16 protein-coding genes and 1 tRNA gene are annotated in these 14,679 nt (G+C 62.8%); 10 read left to right on the top strand and 7 right to left on the bottom strand.

Features of this window, described 5'->3' with window-relative positions; translation table 11 throughout:
• Positions 1-29: 29 nt before the first annotated feature.
• Positions 30-1,106, bottom strand: coding sequence for a porin (locus tag AWB74_RS24100; RefSeq protein ID WP_061149257.1), 1,077 nt, complete (start codon positions 1,104-1,106; stop codon positions 30-32).
• 294 nt (positions 1,107-1,400) lie between these two features.
• Between AWB74_RS24100 and AWB74_RS24095 the strand changes: the two genes are divergently transcribed.
• A complete protein-coding gene (locus tag AWB74_RS24095; protein WP_061149221.1) occupies positions 1,401-2,147 on the top strand; it encodes an SDR family oxidoreductase in 747 nt (248 codons plus the stop codon).
• Positions 2,148-2,166: 19 nt separating this feature from the next.
• Here the strand turns inward: AWB74_RS24095 and AWB74_RS24090 are convergent, their stop codons facing one another.
• Positions 2,167-2,847, bottom strand: coding sequence for a reverse transcriptase-like protein (locus tag AWB74_RS24090; RefSeq protein WP_061149220.1), 681 nt, complete (start codon positions 2,845-2,847; stop codon positions 2,167-2,169).
• A 132-nt stretch (positions 2,848-2,979) separates the two neighbouring features.
• Between AWB74_RS24090 and AWB74_RS24085 the strand changes: the two genes are divergently transcribed.
• Positions 2,980-3,486 carry a PRC-barrel domain-containing protein gene (locus tag AWB74_RS24085; protein ID WP_061149219.1) on the top strand — a complete coding sequence of 169 codons (507 nt, stop codon included), beginning with the start codon at positions 2,980-2,982 and terminating at the stop codon, positions 3,484-3,486.
• Positions 3,487-3,541: 55 nt separating this feature from the next.
• Here the strand turns inward: AWB74_RS24085 and AWB74_RS24080 are convergent, their stop codons facing one another.
• Entirely contained in the window at positions 3,542-3,784 is a 243-nt protein-coding gene (locus tag AWB74_RS24080; protein WP_061149218.1) for a hypothetical protein, read from the bottom strand.
• Positions 3,785-3,879: 95 nt separating this feature from the next.
• On the opposite strand from AWB74_RS24080, the gene AWB74_RS24075 reads away from it, so the two are divergent.
• Positions 3,880-4,104 (top strand): hypothetical protein, encoded by a 225-nt coding sequence (locus AWB74_RS24075; RefSeq protein WP_061127705.1) that lies wholly within the window; start codon positions 3,880-3,882, stop codon positions 4,102-4,104.
• 64 nt (positions 4,105-4,168) lie between these two features.
• Here AWB74_RS24075 and AWB74_RS24070 read toward each other — a convergent pair whose 3' ends face one another.
• Both AWB74_RS24070 and AWB74_RS24065 read right to left on the bottom strand, forming a co-directional pair.
• Positions 4,169-4,945, bottom strand: a complete 777-nt coding sequence (locus AWB74_RS24070; protein ID WP_268811201.1) for a DUF2968 domain-containing protein — start codon at positions 4,943-4,945, stop codon at positions 4,169-4,171.
• A 246-nt stretch (positions 4,946-5,191) separates the two neighbouring features.
• Complete coding sequence (locus tag AWB74_RS24065; RefSeq protein ID WP_061149217.1) at positions 5,192-5,743, bottom strand: hypothetical protein; 552 nt, start codon at positions 5,741-5,743, stop codon at positions 5,192-5,194.
• Positions 5,744-5,979: 236 nt separating this feature from the next.
• Here AWB74_RS24065 and AWB74_RS24060 point away from each other — a divergent pair, with 236 nt between their 5' ends.
• The 4 genes from AWB74_RS24060 (at position 5,980) to AWB74_RS24045 (ending at position 10,048) form a co-directional block, all read left to right on the top strand.
• Complete coding sequence (locus tag AWB74_RS24060; protein WP_061149255.1) at positions 5,980-6,255, top strand: hypothetical protein; 276 nt, start codon at positions 5,980-5,982, stop codon at positions 6,253-6,255.
• A gap of 166 nt (positions 6,256-6,421) precedes the next feature.
• Positions 6,422-7,837 (top strand): glycerophosphodiester phosphodiesterase family protein, encoded by a 1,416-nt coding sequence (locus AWB74_RS24055; RefSeq protein WP_061149216.1) that lies wholly within the window; start codon positions 6,422-6,424, stop codon positions 7,835-7,837.
• A gap of 48 nt (positions 7,838-7,885) precedes the next feature.
• Positions 7,886-9,373, top strand: coding sequence for an esterase-like activity of phytase family protein (locus tag AWB74_RS24050; protein WP_061149215.1), 1,488 nt, complete (start codon positions 7,886-7,888; stop codon positions 9,371-9,373).
• Positions 9,374-9,544: 171 nt separating this feature from the next.
• On the top strand, positions 9,545-10,048 hold the full coding sequence (locus AWB74_RS24045) for a hypothetical protein (protein ID WP_061149214.1): 504 nt from the start codon (positions 9,545-9,547) through the stop codon (positions 10,046-10,048).
• Between the two features lie 11 nt (positions 10,049-10,059).
• Here AWB74_RS24045 and AWB74_RS24040 read toward each other — a convergent pair whose 3' ends face one another.
• A complete protein-coding gene (locus AWB74_RS24040; RefSeq protein ID WP_061149213.1) occupies positions 10,060-11,646 on the bottom strand; it encodes an inorganic phosphate transporter in 1,587 nt (528 codons plus the stop codon).
• A 291-nt stretch (positions 11,647-11,937) separates the two neighbouring features.
• Between AWB74_RS24040 and AWB74_RS24035 the strand changes: the two genes are divergently transcribed.
• The 3 genes from AWB74_RS24035 (at position 11,938) to AWB74_RS24025 (ending at position 13,692) form a co-directional block, all read left to right on the top strand.
• The gene (locus AWB74_RS24035; RefSeq protein WP_235024667.1) at positions 11,938-12,876 is read left to right on the top strand and encodes a CHAD domain-containing protein; all 939 of its coding nucleotides are present in this window, start codon (positions 11,938-11,940) and stop codon (positions 12,874-12,876) included.
• 175 nt (positions 12,877-13,051) lie between these two features.
• Positions 13,052-13,186, top strand: coding sequence for a hypothetical protein (locus AWB74_RS48210; RefSeq protein WP_268811200.1), 135 nt, complete (start codon positions 13,052-13,054; stop codon positions 13,184-13,186).
• 131 nt (positions 13,187-13,317) lie between these two features.
• The gene (locus AWB74_RS24025) at positions 13,318-13,692 is read left to right on the top strand and encodes a hypothetical protein (protein ID WP_235024666.1); all 375 of its coding nucleotides are present in this window, start codon (positions 13,318-13,320) and stop codon (positions 13,690-13,692) included.
• 881 nt (positions 13,693-14,573) lie between these two features.
• Here the strand turns inward: AWB74_RS24025 and AWB74_RS24015 are convergent.
• Positions 14,574-14,663, bottom strand: a tRNA-Ser gene (locus tag AWB74_RS24015).
• Positions 14,664-14,679 lie beyond the last annotated feature (16 nt).

Here is a 14,679-nt window from a genome sequence, read left to right as displayed (position 1 = left end):
TTAGCACGCGCAGCGCGTTCCCAAAAGCATCAGAAACGATGACGGATGCCCGTGCTCAGCATCAACTGATTGCGGCCGCTCGACGGATCGTTGGTGTTGATCACCGCCGGCGCGCCCGACGACGCCCGCTGATAGATCGACTCCAGATAGACATCGGTGCGCTTGGACAGCAGATAGTCAACCTGAAGCCCGCCCTCGTGCCAGTGCGCGCCGCCGCCGTTGGTGTACACGTACATGCCCGCGAGCACGATCGCGGGCGTCAGCTTGTAGATGCCGTTGATCTCGTAGTTGTTGAGCGCGAGCGACGGCATCGGCGCGCCGCTGTCGGCATCGCTGACGCCTGAGTTGATCGCGCGGGAAAACGCGCCGCTCAGCGTGAATTCACCGATCTCATAACTCATGCCGACGCCGAACGTGTTCTGCTGCTGCACGTTCGCGTTGAAGACGGTGTTCGCCGGGCCGGGCAGCGTGAGCGAGTCGTAGGCGCCGCTCGTCGTGTTGCCGCGCCCGTTGTTGTGCAGGTACGCCGCGCCCGCGTTGAACGAGCCCGCCGAGTAGTTGGCCCCGACGCTGTACGCGCGGTTGTTCGAGAACGCGCCCGCCTGATTCGAGAACGCGTAGAGGCCACCGAAGCTGAAGCCGCCATAAGTCGCGCTTGTGTACTTCACGGAATTCGCGGCGAGAAACGAGTTGTTGGCGTTGTCGTTGTCGAGCACGTGCGCGAAGGCAGTGCCGCCGTTGCTGCCGGTCAGCGTGAAGGCCTGGAAATAATCGTGGATCGAATCGTATTGATGACCGAAGGTGAGCGTGCCGAGCGTATCGGTGCCGATACCGACGTACATCGGATGATCGTTGAGGCCCTCGCCCGTCGCGACCGACAAGCCGCGCTCCAGACGGAAGATCGCGCGCGCGCCGCCGCCCAGATCCTCCGATCCTTGCAGGCCCCAGTAGCTGCCGTCGATGGTGCCCGACGTCAGGCGATATTGCGAATGGCCGCCCACGTTATTGACATAGGCGAGGCCCGTGTCGAGCTCGCCGTAGAGCTGCACCGAACTCTGCGCCCAGGCCGCCGCTGGCAAGCCGATGAGCGTCGCGCAGACCGTCATCGAATACATCAGCGAACGCGGGCGAGGACCGCCTGGCGACATCATCGACACGGCTCGGGATGCTTTCGGGCGGATCGGCATGGAAGTCTCCGGTGGTTCTTGGTTTTGGAAAGATTGTCAGTTTTGTGAAGGAGCTTGTCAGTCAAAAAAACGCGCTCGGTCCTTTCTGTGTCCCGGAACCAACGAACGACCGTCCTCGACACTTTTTCAGCTTGCCGGATCGGCGCGCTTGAGCGTAGCCGGCGCCTGCCCGGGCTTGCCGCTAGAATCGAGACGCCTTCAGTCAACCCGGTCATGTCCATGTCCCATCCGATTCGAGCCATCCTCACCGGTCACACTCGCGGACTCGGCGCCGCACTCGCCGAACGTCTGCTCGATGCAGGCGCCGACGTGCTCGCGATCTCCCGCACGCGCAACGCCGGCCTCGCCGCGCGCCATCCCGTCAAGCTGCAGGAAGTCGAGCTCGATCTCGCCGATCTGACGCGGCTCACCGCATGGCTGTCGGGCGGCACGTTGTCCCGCTTCGTGTCGGGCGGCGAGCGTGTGCTGCTCGTCAACAACGCGGGTTTGCTCGCGCCGGTCGGCAGCCTCGCCGATCAGGATCCGGTGGCCGTCGCGCGCGCCGTCAGCGTAAACGTGGCGGCTCCGATGGCGCTCGCGGCCGCCGTCGTTCAAGCGGGCGCGCAGGCGGCCGACACGCGCATCGTCCACATTTCCAGCGGCGCGGCGCGCAACGCGTATCCCGGATGGAGCGTCTACTGCGCGACCAAGGCGGCGCTCGACCATCACGCGCGCGCGGTCGCGCTCGACGGCAATCCCGGGCTGCGCATCTGCAGCGTGGCGCCGGGCGTCGTCGACACCGACATGCAGGCGGAAATTCGCGGCACGGATCTCGGGCGCTTTCCGATGCGCGAACGCTTCGACGCATTGAAGCGCGACGGCCAGCTCGCGACGCCGGAAGCATCGGCGCGCAAGGTCGTCGATTATCTGTTGAGCGATGCGTTCGGCGACACGCCGACGGCGGACGTCCGCGACTTGTAACGGCTCCCTCGAACCGGATTCACGCGGCTTCGGCGGACGCGCGCGTCGAGCCGAGCGCCGCGCGGGAGAGTTCGTCCGCGCGGGCATTGCGCGCACGCGGAATCCATTGCAGCCGCACCACTCCGATCAGCGCGATGAGCGCGCGGGCGCGCGCGGCGTGATGCGCGAGTGAACGAATGCGGGCATCGTGCGGCGCGCTCATGTCGTCGATGACGACGCGGCTGTCGCCGTAAATCACGATATCGACGGCGCGTTCGAGCAGCGCCGCTTCGAGCAGCGCGATGAGCGCGAGATATTCCGCCGCGCTGCTATCGCCCGTGCCCGCGGTGACACTGATCTCGACCGTCGTTCCGAGCGGCCCGGCCAGCACGCCGCCGATGCCGAGCCGCCCCGGATTGGGCAGCGCGGAGCCGTCGAACCAGCCTCGCCATCCGACCGTATCGATCCGGGCCTTGCGCTGCTTCGCCTCGCTGACGCGTTCTGCGCGCCGCGTCTCGCGCGAGCGCTGCGCATCCGCGTTGCGACTCTGCGCGGCACGGCGCGCATCGATCAAATCGTGCAAGGACTGCTCGCCCGCCGCCTTTTGCAGTGTCCTGACAAGCGCCGCGTGCTCGGAAATCGACGCGCCTCTGGCGAGCCGGCGGCTCTGCAGACGCTCCTTCTTGTACGCGACGGCGAGCAATTCCTCGAAAGCGATCATGGGCGGCGGGAGAATCGAACGAACTCCGAGCTTAGCAGACGGCCATGGCGCGTCATGGGTATGTCCGTTGCTGACGAAGCGCGTGAAAGGCAAGCCTTCATGCCTCCCCACAACCTGTCAAAGGAGCGGATCATGGATCAGTCGATGGAATCGTCTTCGGAAGGCGCGAAGATCGTCGGCAAGGGCGCGGCGACGGCCGCTGGCCCCGGCCCCGATGTGATGGCCGCGAGCACGCTCGACGGCAATTCGGTGATGAGCAGCGACGGGCACGATGTCGGCTCGCTCAAGGAAATCATGCTTGACGTGACGACCGGGCGTATCGCGTATGCAGTGTTGTCGAGCGGCGGCTTTCTCGGCATCGGCGACAAGCTGCTCGCCGTGCCGTGGAGCGCGCTCACGCTCGACACCGACAACCGCTGTTTTCGGATCGATGCGACCGCGGAGCAGGTGCGCAACTCGCCGGGATTCGACAAGGACGCGTGGCCGTCGATGGCGGATCGCGTCTGGGCGAGCACCGTGCATCAGCACTACGGACGCGAGCCGTACTGGTCGAATGATCGCGCGGGCGACGTCAGCCGGACCGGCGCGATTCCGCCCGGTGGCGTGGATGCGCCCGAATCGGGCGGCGTGAAGCTATAACACGGGAAAATGACCGCCGGACGGCGGCCAGAGAAGGCGTAGCGCGAGCGCGCGATCAGTCGACCGGACGCTCTCCGACCTGCATGTCGACGCCTTCGGTCTCGCCCATCAGCGCGCGCAGGACGTCGCCCGCGAAGTCCTCGATGGCGAAGTGCCATTCGAGCGAGCCGACCGGAAAGTCGTGCGGATTGCACTTGCCTTGTGCGCGGCGAATCGCACCGACCGAGAGGCTCAGCGCGCGTGCGTGCTGAAAGTGCGGGTCGTCCGAGTCGAGGAACGGGAATTGATCTTTATCCATGACACCCTTAACGGTCCCTGCCGACGAAACTTTAGACCTGCCTCGAACGCGCAATCGTTTGCGTGCGATCGCGTACGTTCGCGGCGAAAAACACCATGCAACCCTATGAGAATCTTGCCGGCAATTCGGGCGTCGAAGCATTCGACATCCTGCGCGACGGCATCAAGGTGCGCTTCGTGAGCGGCGGGACATACTTGTATGACTATCGCGTGCCCGGTCGCACGCGCGTCGAGGAGATGAAGCGGCTGGCCCGCGCCGGACGCGGGCTCAGCACATATATCGCGAAGTTCGGCCCAGAGTATGCCGAACGATTCGACTAGCTGCTCGAACGGGCGATTTTACGCGATGTAGCGAAGCTTTCTTCGGACAAAACGCTTCGCTGTGTCATCGACGCGACGGCAGATGCGGCACGCTGTCGTTGACCGTTGCGTTCAATTGATGAAGCTGACGTTGCAGCTTGTTCAACTGCGCCTGCGCGGCGATGCGCCGGCCTTCCAGTTGCGCCAGTTCCTTGCGGACTTCCTGCTGCTTCAGGGCAACTTGCTGGTCATGGGTGCTGCCCTGCTGCAGATCGGTGCGCACGCGGTCGATCTGCGCCTCCGATTCTTCGATGAGCCGCGTGAACTGCTCGTTGTGCGCTTCGAGATGCGCGCGCCGCATGTCGGCATCGGCAAGACGCATTGCCTGCTCGACGAAATGACGAAACGCCGGCTCGGCGGCGTCGATATCGCCGGCCTTGAGCACGCGCCACACCGCATCCTCGTGATACAGCACGGCGTAGTAGACAAGCTCGCGCGGATAGAACAACAAACCCGCGCGATAGGCGAAACTCTGAAACGTGCGAAACGTCGACAGCGAGCCTTGCTGAACGAGCCATTCGACCTCGGCAAGCTGGCCGGCTTGCAAGGCCTGAACGCTCGTCGACTGTGACGGAACCGCAGCGGGCCGCAAGGGCGTCACCCGAGTGACGGGCGCGGTGTTTGGAACATCTTCGTCCGAATGTGCGTCTTCAGGAATTTCGGGCAATGCAACCCGGATAGAACCGTTCGCTTTCTGGCGCAAGAGAAACGATGGTGCATTGTCGAGCAAGCTACCTCTTCTGCTCAGCAGGTTTTTCACGATGGCTCCCTGGCCGAATCCCTCGTCGGGACCAGCCGTCATGCAGTGAGTCCGGCGGAATGACAGGACCGCAAGCATTATTCGAATTTCCTGAATGCAGCGATTGCCAATCTGCATGCCGAACGGCGCCGACGCGTTCTTGTTCGAATAAGCTGTTGATTCAGTATAGGCGAGACGTTCGGTGTTTCAAACGAAGCGGATAAAACACCGGTGCGATAGCGCCTTTCCGGAAGTTGAAGTAAAACTCATGCGGCGTAAATCGCATCTCGCCGCACGAAACGATTGAACTCAAGAGTGACGATAATACGCCTGCGCGCCGGTCATTCTCATTTTCGCGATCTGCGCGGAACGCGCTTTCGACATCAAAGCGACCATGCGCATGATCCTGATTCCCTGAATGCCGCACGCCACGCCCGGCGTCGTGGCAATACTCGATTCCAGCCTGCCCATTGCCCCGTGCAGATGGGCGACCGGCGAAGGCGGCGCGGCGGCGGCCATCACCGTGACAGGCGCTTGAACCGGAGCGCGCTCTTGCGCGAAGAATTCCGAAAGTACGGCCGGCGTTTCGATATCCAGCCGTCCCTCACTCCGATTATGAAAAAATGTGTGAACCAATTCGAGTTGCGCGACCGACGCTTGTTCGACGCGCCGCGCAATCGCGGCGCAGCGTTGCAATTTCCAGTTTTCGCGCTGGCTGGCCATTGCGATCGAATCGGCGATGCGCGAGCGCAAATCTGCTTCGCGGCGCGCGATCAATGCATTCACCATATGCGCTTCCTCACCCGACGCATCGGGCAGGCGATCGCGCCATTCAAGTAAATCGTTCAGTGTGATCGACATGAGATACTCCGTGGCGTTCAGTCGATTGAGACGGATTCTGGCAATTCGAGATCGTTTGGATCGCGAATTGTAATGGACCCGCGCTCTTGTCGCCTACCGAATATGCTATCCGTATTCGGACTCTTTAGAGCGCTTTCAGAAATAAATAAGCACAGTCTTATGCGACCTCGATGCGGCACGCTCGATGCTGATAACGCTGCATGCGGCTGACTGCCGCCGGACTCAAGGAGACGATCATGAGAACCACCACCGTAATCGCTGGCGCGCTCCTCGCGCTCGCCAGCACAGCCGCGCTTTCGCAGGAAATGTCGCGCGATCAGATGATGCAGCGCCAGCAGCAGATGCAACCGGGCAAGAACGAGCCGATGCCGAGCCCGCGTACCGGCGACTCGTCGCAAGGCGGCGTGCAGCCCGGCACCTCGGACAGCGGAACGCTGATGCAGAAGCGCGAGCAAGGGATGTCGCCGAATCAGTCGCAAGGATCGCAATCGTCCGGGGCGATAAAGCAATAAATACCTCGACGCACCAAGGTCGAACGACGCCGGCCGCGTGCCGGCGTTTTCTTTGAAGCGCCCGATAGCCGCCTCGAATAGGTAAGTGGTTGCTTCCTTAGTCATACAGACGTCACCCACCGTTCGTAATAATGCGCGGGACAAATCAAAGGGGACGGGAAGCGAAATGAAGCGTGCACGACAGCATCGTAAGCACTCCATCGCGGCATGCGCCGCACTTGTCTTATCTTTTCCGCTCACCGCCTGTCACGGCGACGGCAACGACAACAACACGTCGGCATCCGCGCCGCCCGCGACGGCCACGCCCACCGCGTACGCCACACTCGACGGCAAGCAGCCGCTCGTGGTCGGTCATCGCGGATTGCCGGGCCTGCGCCCCGAGGAAACGCAACCGTCCTACGAACTCGCCGCCGACAGCGGCGCGGACGCGCTCGAAGAAGACCTGCATCTGTCGAAGGATTGCGTGCTCGTCGCGCGGCACAACCCGTGGCTCTCCGATAACACCAATGTCGCCGATGTCGCGAAGACCAACGCTTCGGTCGAAGCGAGAAAACGCACGGTGCCCGGCGTGCTCGTGAACGTGAGCTGGACGACGACGCCCGAGACCGGCCCGTCGCAATATCTGACGGATCTGACGAATCCGAATGACCCGAAGTCGGCGCTGAAATCGCTGATCGTCGATGGCGAGGATCACACGGGCGACTGGTCGATCACGGACTTCACCGCCGCCGAACTCGGCGCGCTGCTGGGCGGCACGACCTACGACGCCGCGAATGAACGCCCCACCGAGTTCAACGGCAAATATCCGATTCTCACGTTCCAGCAAATCATCGATATAGCCAAGGCGAAGACCGCGGCGACCGGGCGCTCGATCGCCGTCTATCCGGAGACGAAGAACCCGACCTGGAACAATGCGCAGGCGATCGCGAACGGCTGCGGGGCCGCGGGCAGTCATCCGCTCGAAGACGCGCTCATCAAGATCCTCGACGACAACGGCCTGAACAGCCGCGACGCGGCGGTGTTCGTGCAGAGCTTCGAGCCGGGCAGTCTTCAGTACATGCGCGCGCACGGCCTGAAGACGAAGGTCGTGCAACTGATCGACGGGTACGACGTCGATTACCGCACGGGCGCCGTCATCTACAACGAAATCACCGACAGCCGTCCGTTCGACTGGACCGTCGCCGGCGATCCACGCTGGTTCGACGCGATGCTCACGCCCGCCGGCCTCGCACAGATCAAGACCTACGCGGACGGCATCGGCCCGTGGAAACCGCAGATCGTGCCGCTCAAAATGTCGCCCTTTCCCGCGACCAATCCCGACGGCACGCCCTTCACCGGCTCGACTGCGCAAGCGACGACACAATCGCCGACGAACGTCATCAGCGACGCGCACAAGGCCGGCCTCTTCGTGCACGTCTTCACGTTCCGCAACGAGAAGAAATATCTCGCCGCGGACTACAACAACGATCCGAACGCCGAATACCTGAAATTCTTCCGGCTGGGCGTCGATGGCGTGTTCACGGATTTCGCCAACACCGGCTTCGCAGCCCGCACGGCGTATCTGAAAGAACTCGGCCGCTAGAACCCGCTGGCTGCAAACGCTTCGCTCCATCAACGAAAGGAGACGTTCATGATTCGCGCTCGTGCCTGTGCCTTGTCGTTTGCGTTGTCCGCGTTGACCGTCGCATGCTCGTCTGCGTGGGCGAGCGTCGATCTGATCGCGATCGGCCAGTTGAGCGGCAACGGCGCCGATCGCTCGAAAGCGACGGCCGCGCCGCTCGAAAACGGCGCGCCGGGCAATCTGCTCGGCGGTCTCGGCTCCGGCCTCGCTTACGCCGGCTGCGACACCTTCCTCGCGACGCCCGACCGCGGCCCGAACGCGATCGCTTACAAAAAGGCCATCGACGACACCGCGTCGTACATCAATCGCTTTCAGACGCTGATCCTGCGTCTCGAAGCGGGCGGCAAAGGCGACGCGCTGCCCTACACGCTGAATCCGAAGCTCGTCGACACGACGCTCCTGCATGCGCGCGAGCCGCTCGTCTACGGCGACGGCGCGGCATATGGCGTCGGCAACGGCGCGCCCGCGCTCAACGCGACGAATCACACGCATTACTTCATGGGCCGTTCGGACAACTTCGCGCCGGCGCGGCCCTCGAGCTTTCCGCTGGATGCGCGCTTCGATCCGGAGAGCATCCGCGTGGCGCGCGACGGCGCGAGCGTCTTCATCTCCGATGAGTATGGTCCCTACGTCTATCGATTCGACCGGCGCACGGGCGAGCGCATCGCGGCGTATCGCGTGCCGGCGTCGTTTGCGGTGACGACGCTCTCGCCGGTCGGCAACGACGAAATCAGCGAGAACACGTCGGGCCGCGTCGCGAACAAGGGCATGGAAGGCCTCGCGATCTCGCCGGACGGCGACACGCTCTTCGGCGTGATGCAGAGCCCGCTGATCCAGGACGGCGGCACGAACGGCGCATACACGCGCATCTTGCGCATCGACGTGCGCACCGGCAAGACGGCGCAATTCGCGTATCCGCTCACCAATCTCGGCACCGCCGACAAACCGAACTATCCGACGATCAGCGATATCGTCGCCGTGAACGACCACGAGTTTCTGCTCGACGAGCGCGACGGCAAAGGTCTCGGCGACGACTCGACGGCGAAGTTCAAGCAGGTCTATCACGTGGATATCGCGGACGCACAGGACGTGAGTCAGACGAGCGGCGAAAGCGGCCTCGCGCCCTACGCGATCAAGAAGACCTTATTTCTCGACGTCGTGAAGGCGCTGACGGCTTACGGCTTCAAAGCCACCGACATCCCCGCGAAGATCGAGAGTCTCGCGTTCGGTCCGGATGTGCGCGTCGGCGGCAAGCTCAGGCACACGTTGTTCATCGCGAACGACAACGACTTTCTCGGCACCGTGAAGGACACGAATCACCCGGACGGCATCGACAATCCGAACAGGTTCTTCGTGTTCGCGATCGATCCCGCCGACTTGCCGGGCTATGTCGCGCAACGTCTGCCGGGCGCGAACGGGCGCGATGGCAAAGCATGCCGTTTCGACCGGGACGATCACGATGACCACGACGATCATGGACACGGTCACGGCCAATAACGCGGCCATCTCACGCGCTTGTCCACAGTTTCGGTGGACAAGCGTGTAGATAACTCGACGGCTACGCGTCTATCCCGTTGAAGTGAAAAGCGTTTCGGAGCGCGCCATCGGCTTTGGCGCGTCCATAAACCGTATATACTGTTTTCTCCACACACGACAAGGAGAAAACGGATGAGCACACCGCAAGTCAAGGCGCCGACCAAGAAGGCGTTCCATTTCCCGAAGGGCGCCGCCGACAAGGCCGCAGCGAACGCCAAGCCCGACGCCAAGGCCAGCAAGAAGACGCAAACAAAAGCGGCAGCGACGCCGAGGACCAGGACGAAAGCAGCCGCCCCCGCCGTCACGCCGAAGAGCGCGAAAAAGCAAGCCGTGAAAGCACCCGCGGCAGAAACTGCGGCCACGAAACAGGCCGTCGCGAGCCAGCCGAAATCCGAGCCGAAAGCCAAACGCGCGAAGAAGGAAAAGGTCATGCGCGACAGCTTCACGATGCCCAAGTCGGACTACGCGAAGATCGCCTCGCTGAAGGAAAAGTGCCAGAAAAACGGCGTGCGCGTGAAGAAGAGCGAACTGCTTCGCGCGGCGCTCGCAATGCTCGACGCCGCCACGGAAAAACGCCTCGTCGAAGCGATCAAGGCGCTGGAAACGGTCAAGACCGGCCGCCCGGCGAATGCCTGAGCATCACGGGTTCAGAAGAGGCCTCTGAAGAGCCAGTAGAGCCCGGCGGCCAGAGCGATCGACGCGGGCAGCGTCAGCACCCACGCGAGTACGAGGCTGCGCACGGTGTTCCATTGCAGCCCCGAACCGTTGGCCGCCATCGTCCCGGCGACGCCCGAAGACAGCACGTGCGTCGTCGAGACCGGCAGGCCGTAGGCATCGGCGGCGCCGATGGTCAGCATCGCGACCAGTTCCGCCGAAGCGCCCTGCCCGTACGTGAGATGCTGCTTGCCGATCTTCTCACCGACGGTCACGACGATGCGCTTCCAGCCGACCATCGTGCCGAGCCCGAGCGCGATCGCCACCGCCACCTTCACCCACGTCGGAATGAACTTCGTCGCGTGATCGAGCTGCTTCCTGTAGTTGTCGATCACCGCGCGGTCCGTGGGCGTGAACCCGGGCGTGTTTGCCTTCTCCATCAGGCGGATCGCCTCGGACACGAGGTACATGTTGTTGCGCACGTTGTCGATCATGTTCTGTGGCACAGCCGCAAGCGATCCCGACGCGCTGACCTGATTCGCGATGACGTCGGTCAGTTGCTTCACCGCCGGCAAGGTCGCGGGCGCAAGCTGACGGGTGCGCACGTAGGATTGCACGTCCTCGCGCGCATCGGAGGAAGGCGGCGCGTTATTGATGTACTTCGCGAAGGTCGCGGAGGCATCGTGCGCCACGGCCACGAAGCTCTGCGTCTCGGCCGGACTCACGGCCTTGTTGAGCGCGTAAGCCGTCGGCACCGTGCCGATCAGGATCAGCATGATGAGGCCCATGCCCTTTTGCCCGTCGTTCGAGCCGTGCGCAAATGACACGCCCGTGCAGGTGAGGATGAGCAGCGCGCGGATCCAGAACGGCGGCGGATGATTCTTTTTCGGCTCCTTGTAAAGCGCGGGCACGCGCACGAGTGCCTTCAGCAACAGCAGTAGCAATCCCGCGCAGATGAAGCCGATGATCGGCGAGAACAGCAGCGACTTGCCGACGCCCGCCGCCTGCGACCAGTCGACGCCACTCGTGCCGTTCGGCCCGCGCAGCAGTTGATTCATCAGTCCCACGCCGATGATCGAGCCGATCAGCGTATGCGAGCTCGACGACGGCAAGCCGAAATACCACGTCGCGAGATTCCAGATGATCGCGGCGATGAGCAGTGCGAAGACCATCGCGAAGCCCGCGCTGCTTCCGACCTGCAGAATCAGCTCGACGGGAAGCAGTTGCAGGATGCCGAACGCGACGGCGCCGCTCGAAACCAGCACGCCGATGAAGTTCCACGTCCCCGACCAGACCACCGCGAGATTCGGCGTGAGCGAGTGCGTATAGATGACGGTCGCGACCGCGTTCGCGGTGTCGTGAAAGCCGTTGACGAACTCGAATCCGAGCGCGATCAGCAGCGCGACGCCGAGCAGGAAATAAGGGAGTGCTGAACTCAGCCGTACGGATTCGAGATCGGACGCGAGATGAAGCCCGACATAACCGGCGCCGCCGATGAGAATGAGAAAGAAGACGAAGAGGCTGGTGCGGCGGGCGCGTTCACTGACGCCGCCTTGCTGAGGAAATGCGATATCCGGCATGATAGCCTCGCGCGTTTGCCGTAGCGGTGCTCAGCATACTTTCCGCCGACGCGCCGGATCATGAATCTTTTGTGTCAACAGTTCGCGTAAAGCTTTCACTGCGCGAAGCAACGACGCGATGCGTGTCAGCGAGAACGATTTCATCGAAGTTTCGACGCGCCGTCATACACATGACATTTTGCATGTCTATGTTTCCGGCCAGCACCCTTTGGACGACCGCCGCAGAACGGCGGCGCGCGACCGAAGTGCAAGCAGAACGAAACGTCGTGCGATAAAAGTGCATACCGAGACATGACACTGAATTTCGACCCAGCGCTCGCACGAAAGAGCCTCAGCAGCTCGCTCGGTTCTCTTCCTGCCGCCGCGCGCCCCCGCGTCTCCGATCCATTCTCTCTTCGCGATCAGCCTGTCGCCGATGCTTTCGTCATGCTGACGGCGCCGCTCGCGTCCGAAGCCTTTCAGCAAGCGGAACTGATGACCGGGCGCGCCGACGCCGCGCTGCTCGAACGAATGCGCTCGACGCTTCGGCGCCTGCGCGCGCTGTGGTGGGCATTCGAGCCGCTGCTCGACGAGAAAGAGGCGCGTGTCGTACGCAAGCGCTTCAAACGTCTCGCCGACATCGCCGGCGAACCGCATGATTTCGATGCCGCGTGCGACCTGCTTGCTCGCGCGCAAACGAGCTGCGCGCGTCTCGGGCCGGTCGTGCAGACGCTGCGGCAGGAGCGGCGCGCGGCATCGGCGACGAGTTGCGTGATCTTGCGCCGCGCGCACGTCGACGTGCTGCTGCGCCGCGCGCTCGCCGATGCTCTTCGCCGCCTGGAAGCGCGCGGTGAGGATCGTTCGCTGGAAACGTTCGCGCGTCAGCGCGTGTCGCTCGCCGACGATCTGCTCAGCAAGCGGGAGCATCGCGCGGCCAGGATGAAGCGCGTGGATGCGAAGACCTTGCGCAGCATCGAGGAAGCCGCGGCGAAACTGCAATGCCTGCTCGAACTGTTCGCGCCGGTTCTGGAGCGCGGGCACCGGCATACGATGGCACATCTGCTCGCGGCGCAGGCGGCGCTCGTGCGCCTGCATGACGTGCTCGCGAGCGAGGCCGTCGTCCGACGCGTCGCGCCATCGCTGAACGACAAGGACGCAGTCGACGAAGCGGTTCGCTGGCTGAACAAGGCTGCCCGCGACGAATCGCGAGCGGCGCTCAGGCGCCTGCGCGCGCTGCCTGATCCCGTCTGACGCGCCCGGACAGCGTCCCCTCTTTCGACCATCCCCCCGCGGCGGCGTGGCTCCCGGCGTCCGGCGGGCGCCGTCACGAGGGTTTCGCGGCTGGCGACGCATCGGCATCCTGAACGCATGGCAGTCGCGCACGGCGACGCCTTTCGTCATCGATAGCCGTCAACGGAGTTTCGCCATGTATTTCGGGACACTCGTCGTTCAGCCGCGCAGGGAACAAGACAACTGGGAACGCGACATGGATGCGTCGCTCATCGACACTCCGGGGCGCTGGCGTACGTTCTGGCGCTGGATGGCGCGGCTCTTTGCCTGATCTGCTCGCGCCGGTCCCGAAGCGAAAGTAAAGTATCGTCGCGTGCCTGGGTAATAGGATTCGTCCGGTCGTTTTTCACCGCTGAAGCGGCTTAAATGCGTGCCTCTCGTCATATAGAAAGAGGCTTATTGATGAACAATCTGCAAATTTCCGTCGATGCGCACGGCCACGCGACGCTCTCGCAATCGGTGCAGATCAGCGAGCACTGCAGCAATCGCGCGCGGCTGCTGACGTCGCTCGTGAACATCGTTGCCGCGCCGGGCGGCTTCGAGCACTTCTGCGCGTATCCGGAAGCGATGCGCCGGGACATGCTGGAGTTGATGCGCTCGGTCGCGGAAGAACAGTTGCCGCTCATCGCGGCGCTCGAAGAGCACGCAACGAAGTCCGGTTACGAGCGAGGCGCTCAGGCAGCGCGCGAGGTCCTGGTTCACGAAGAGCAGGCCGCAAATTCCGCTCTGCATTACGATGCTGAAAATCAGCCCGCTCAGTTGCTGATCCATCATTGAGCTTTCCGATATCGCGCCTGCCATCGGCGCGATGACGCGATGCCCCGCGCCCGACGCGGGGCTTTTCATTCGTGGCGGGCGAAGTCGCGTGTCCCGCCCGGCGTCGCTCTGCAATGCCCTTCCTTTCGGCCCCAACGACAAAGCCATGCGCACCTCAAGCGTCCTATTGACGCCAATCGCCGTCACGTTCCTATTCAGTGCGATTACCGTTCGCGCGCAGTACACCGAACACTGGATGACAAACGCGGAAGTTGCGCGCGCGCAGCCGCAGCCTGCTGCATCGCGAAAAACCTCGAAGCCCGTGCAGAACGCGCCGCGGCAAACCGTCGCCGCGACAGCCGGGGACGATCCGATCGCAGCATTCGCTCACGATACACATTCGCAGCGCAACACTGCGCGCCGCTGATGGTTTGCGGTTCACGCTGAGAATATCGCGACTTTTCCGATTCCATTCCGAATTGCATCGACTATGCTTCTGAATGTCGTAAGAGGTGGGTGACATGCGCCGCTGCGCCCTGCCATGTGCGAGAGTTCATCGAGCATTATTAGAGGCGCAGTCATGCCGTGGCGCCCACTACTCTTACGACAACCTTCCCGCCTGATTTTCCCCTGCTCAAAATATTGCATGCGCGTTCGCGCATCGCTGTCGTCTGTTCTCTCAGTGAATCCGTAGGTATCCGAATTTTCCAAAAAATCGGTGAGCTTTCGATCGCCTGTGAAACGTCGGAAGCTCGAAGCCTGCGATATCGAATCTTCGCGATCTTCGAAACAACGACACTCTGCGTTTCACGCATATCAGCAAAACGCGCGATACACGATGCCTAACTCAATTAGGGACGCAGAAAAAGAAAAAGCCCTTGAAGATCAAGGGCTTGAAAAGCTGGCGGAGAGAGGGGGATTCGAACCCCCGATAGGTTTTACCCTATACACGCTTTCCAGGCGTGCGACTTAAACCACTCATCCATCTCTCCGGAAGACCGCGATTAT

Source organism: Caballeronia arvi, from assembly GCF_001544695.2.
Lineage (GTDB): Bacteria > Pseudomonadota > Gammaproteobacteria > Burkholderiales > Burkholderiaceae > Caballeronia > Caballeronia arvi.
The sequence above is the reverse complement of the archived record's forward strand: the minus strand, read 5'-3'. Positions and strand labels throughout refer to the sequence as shown.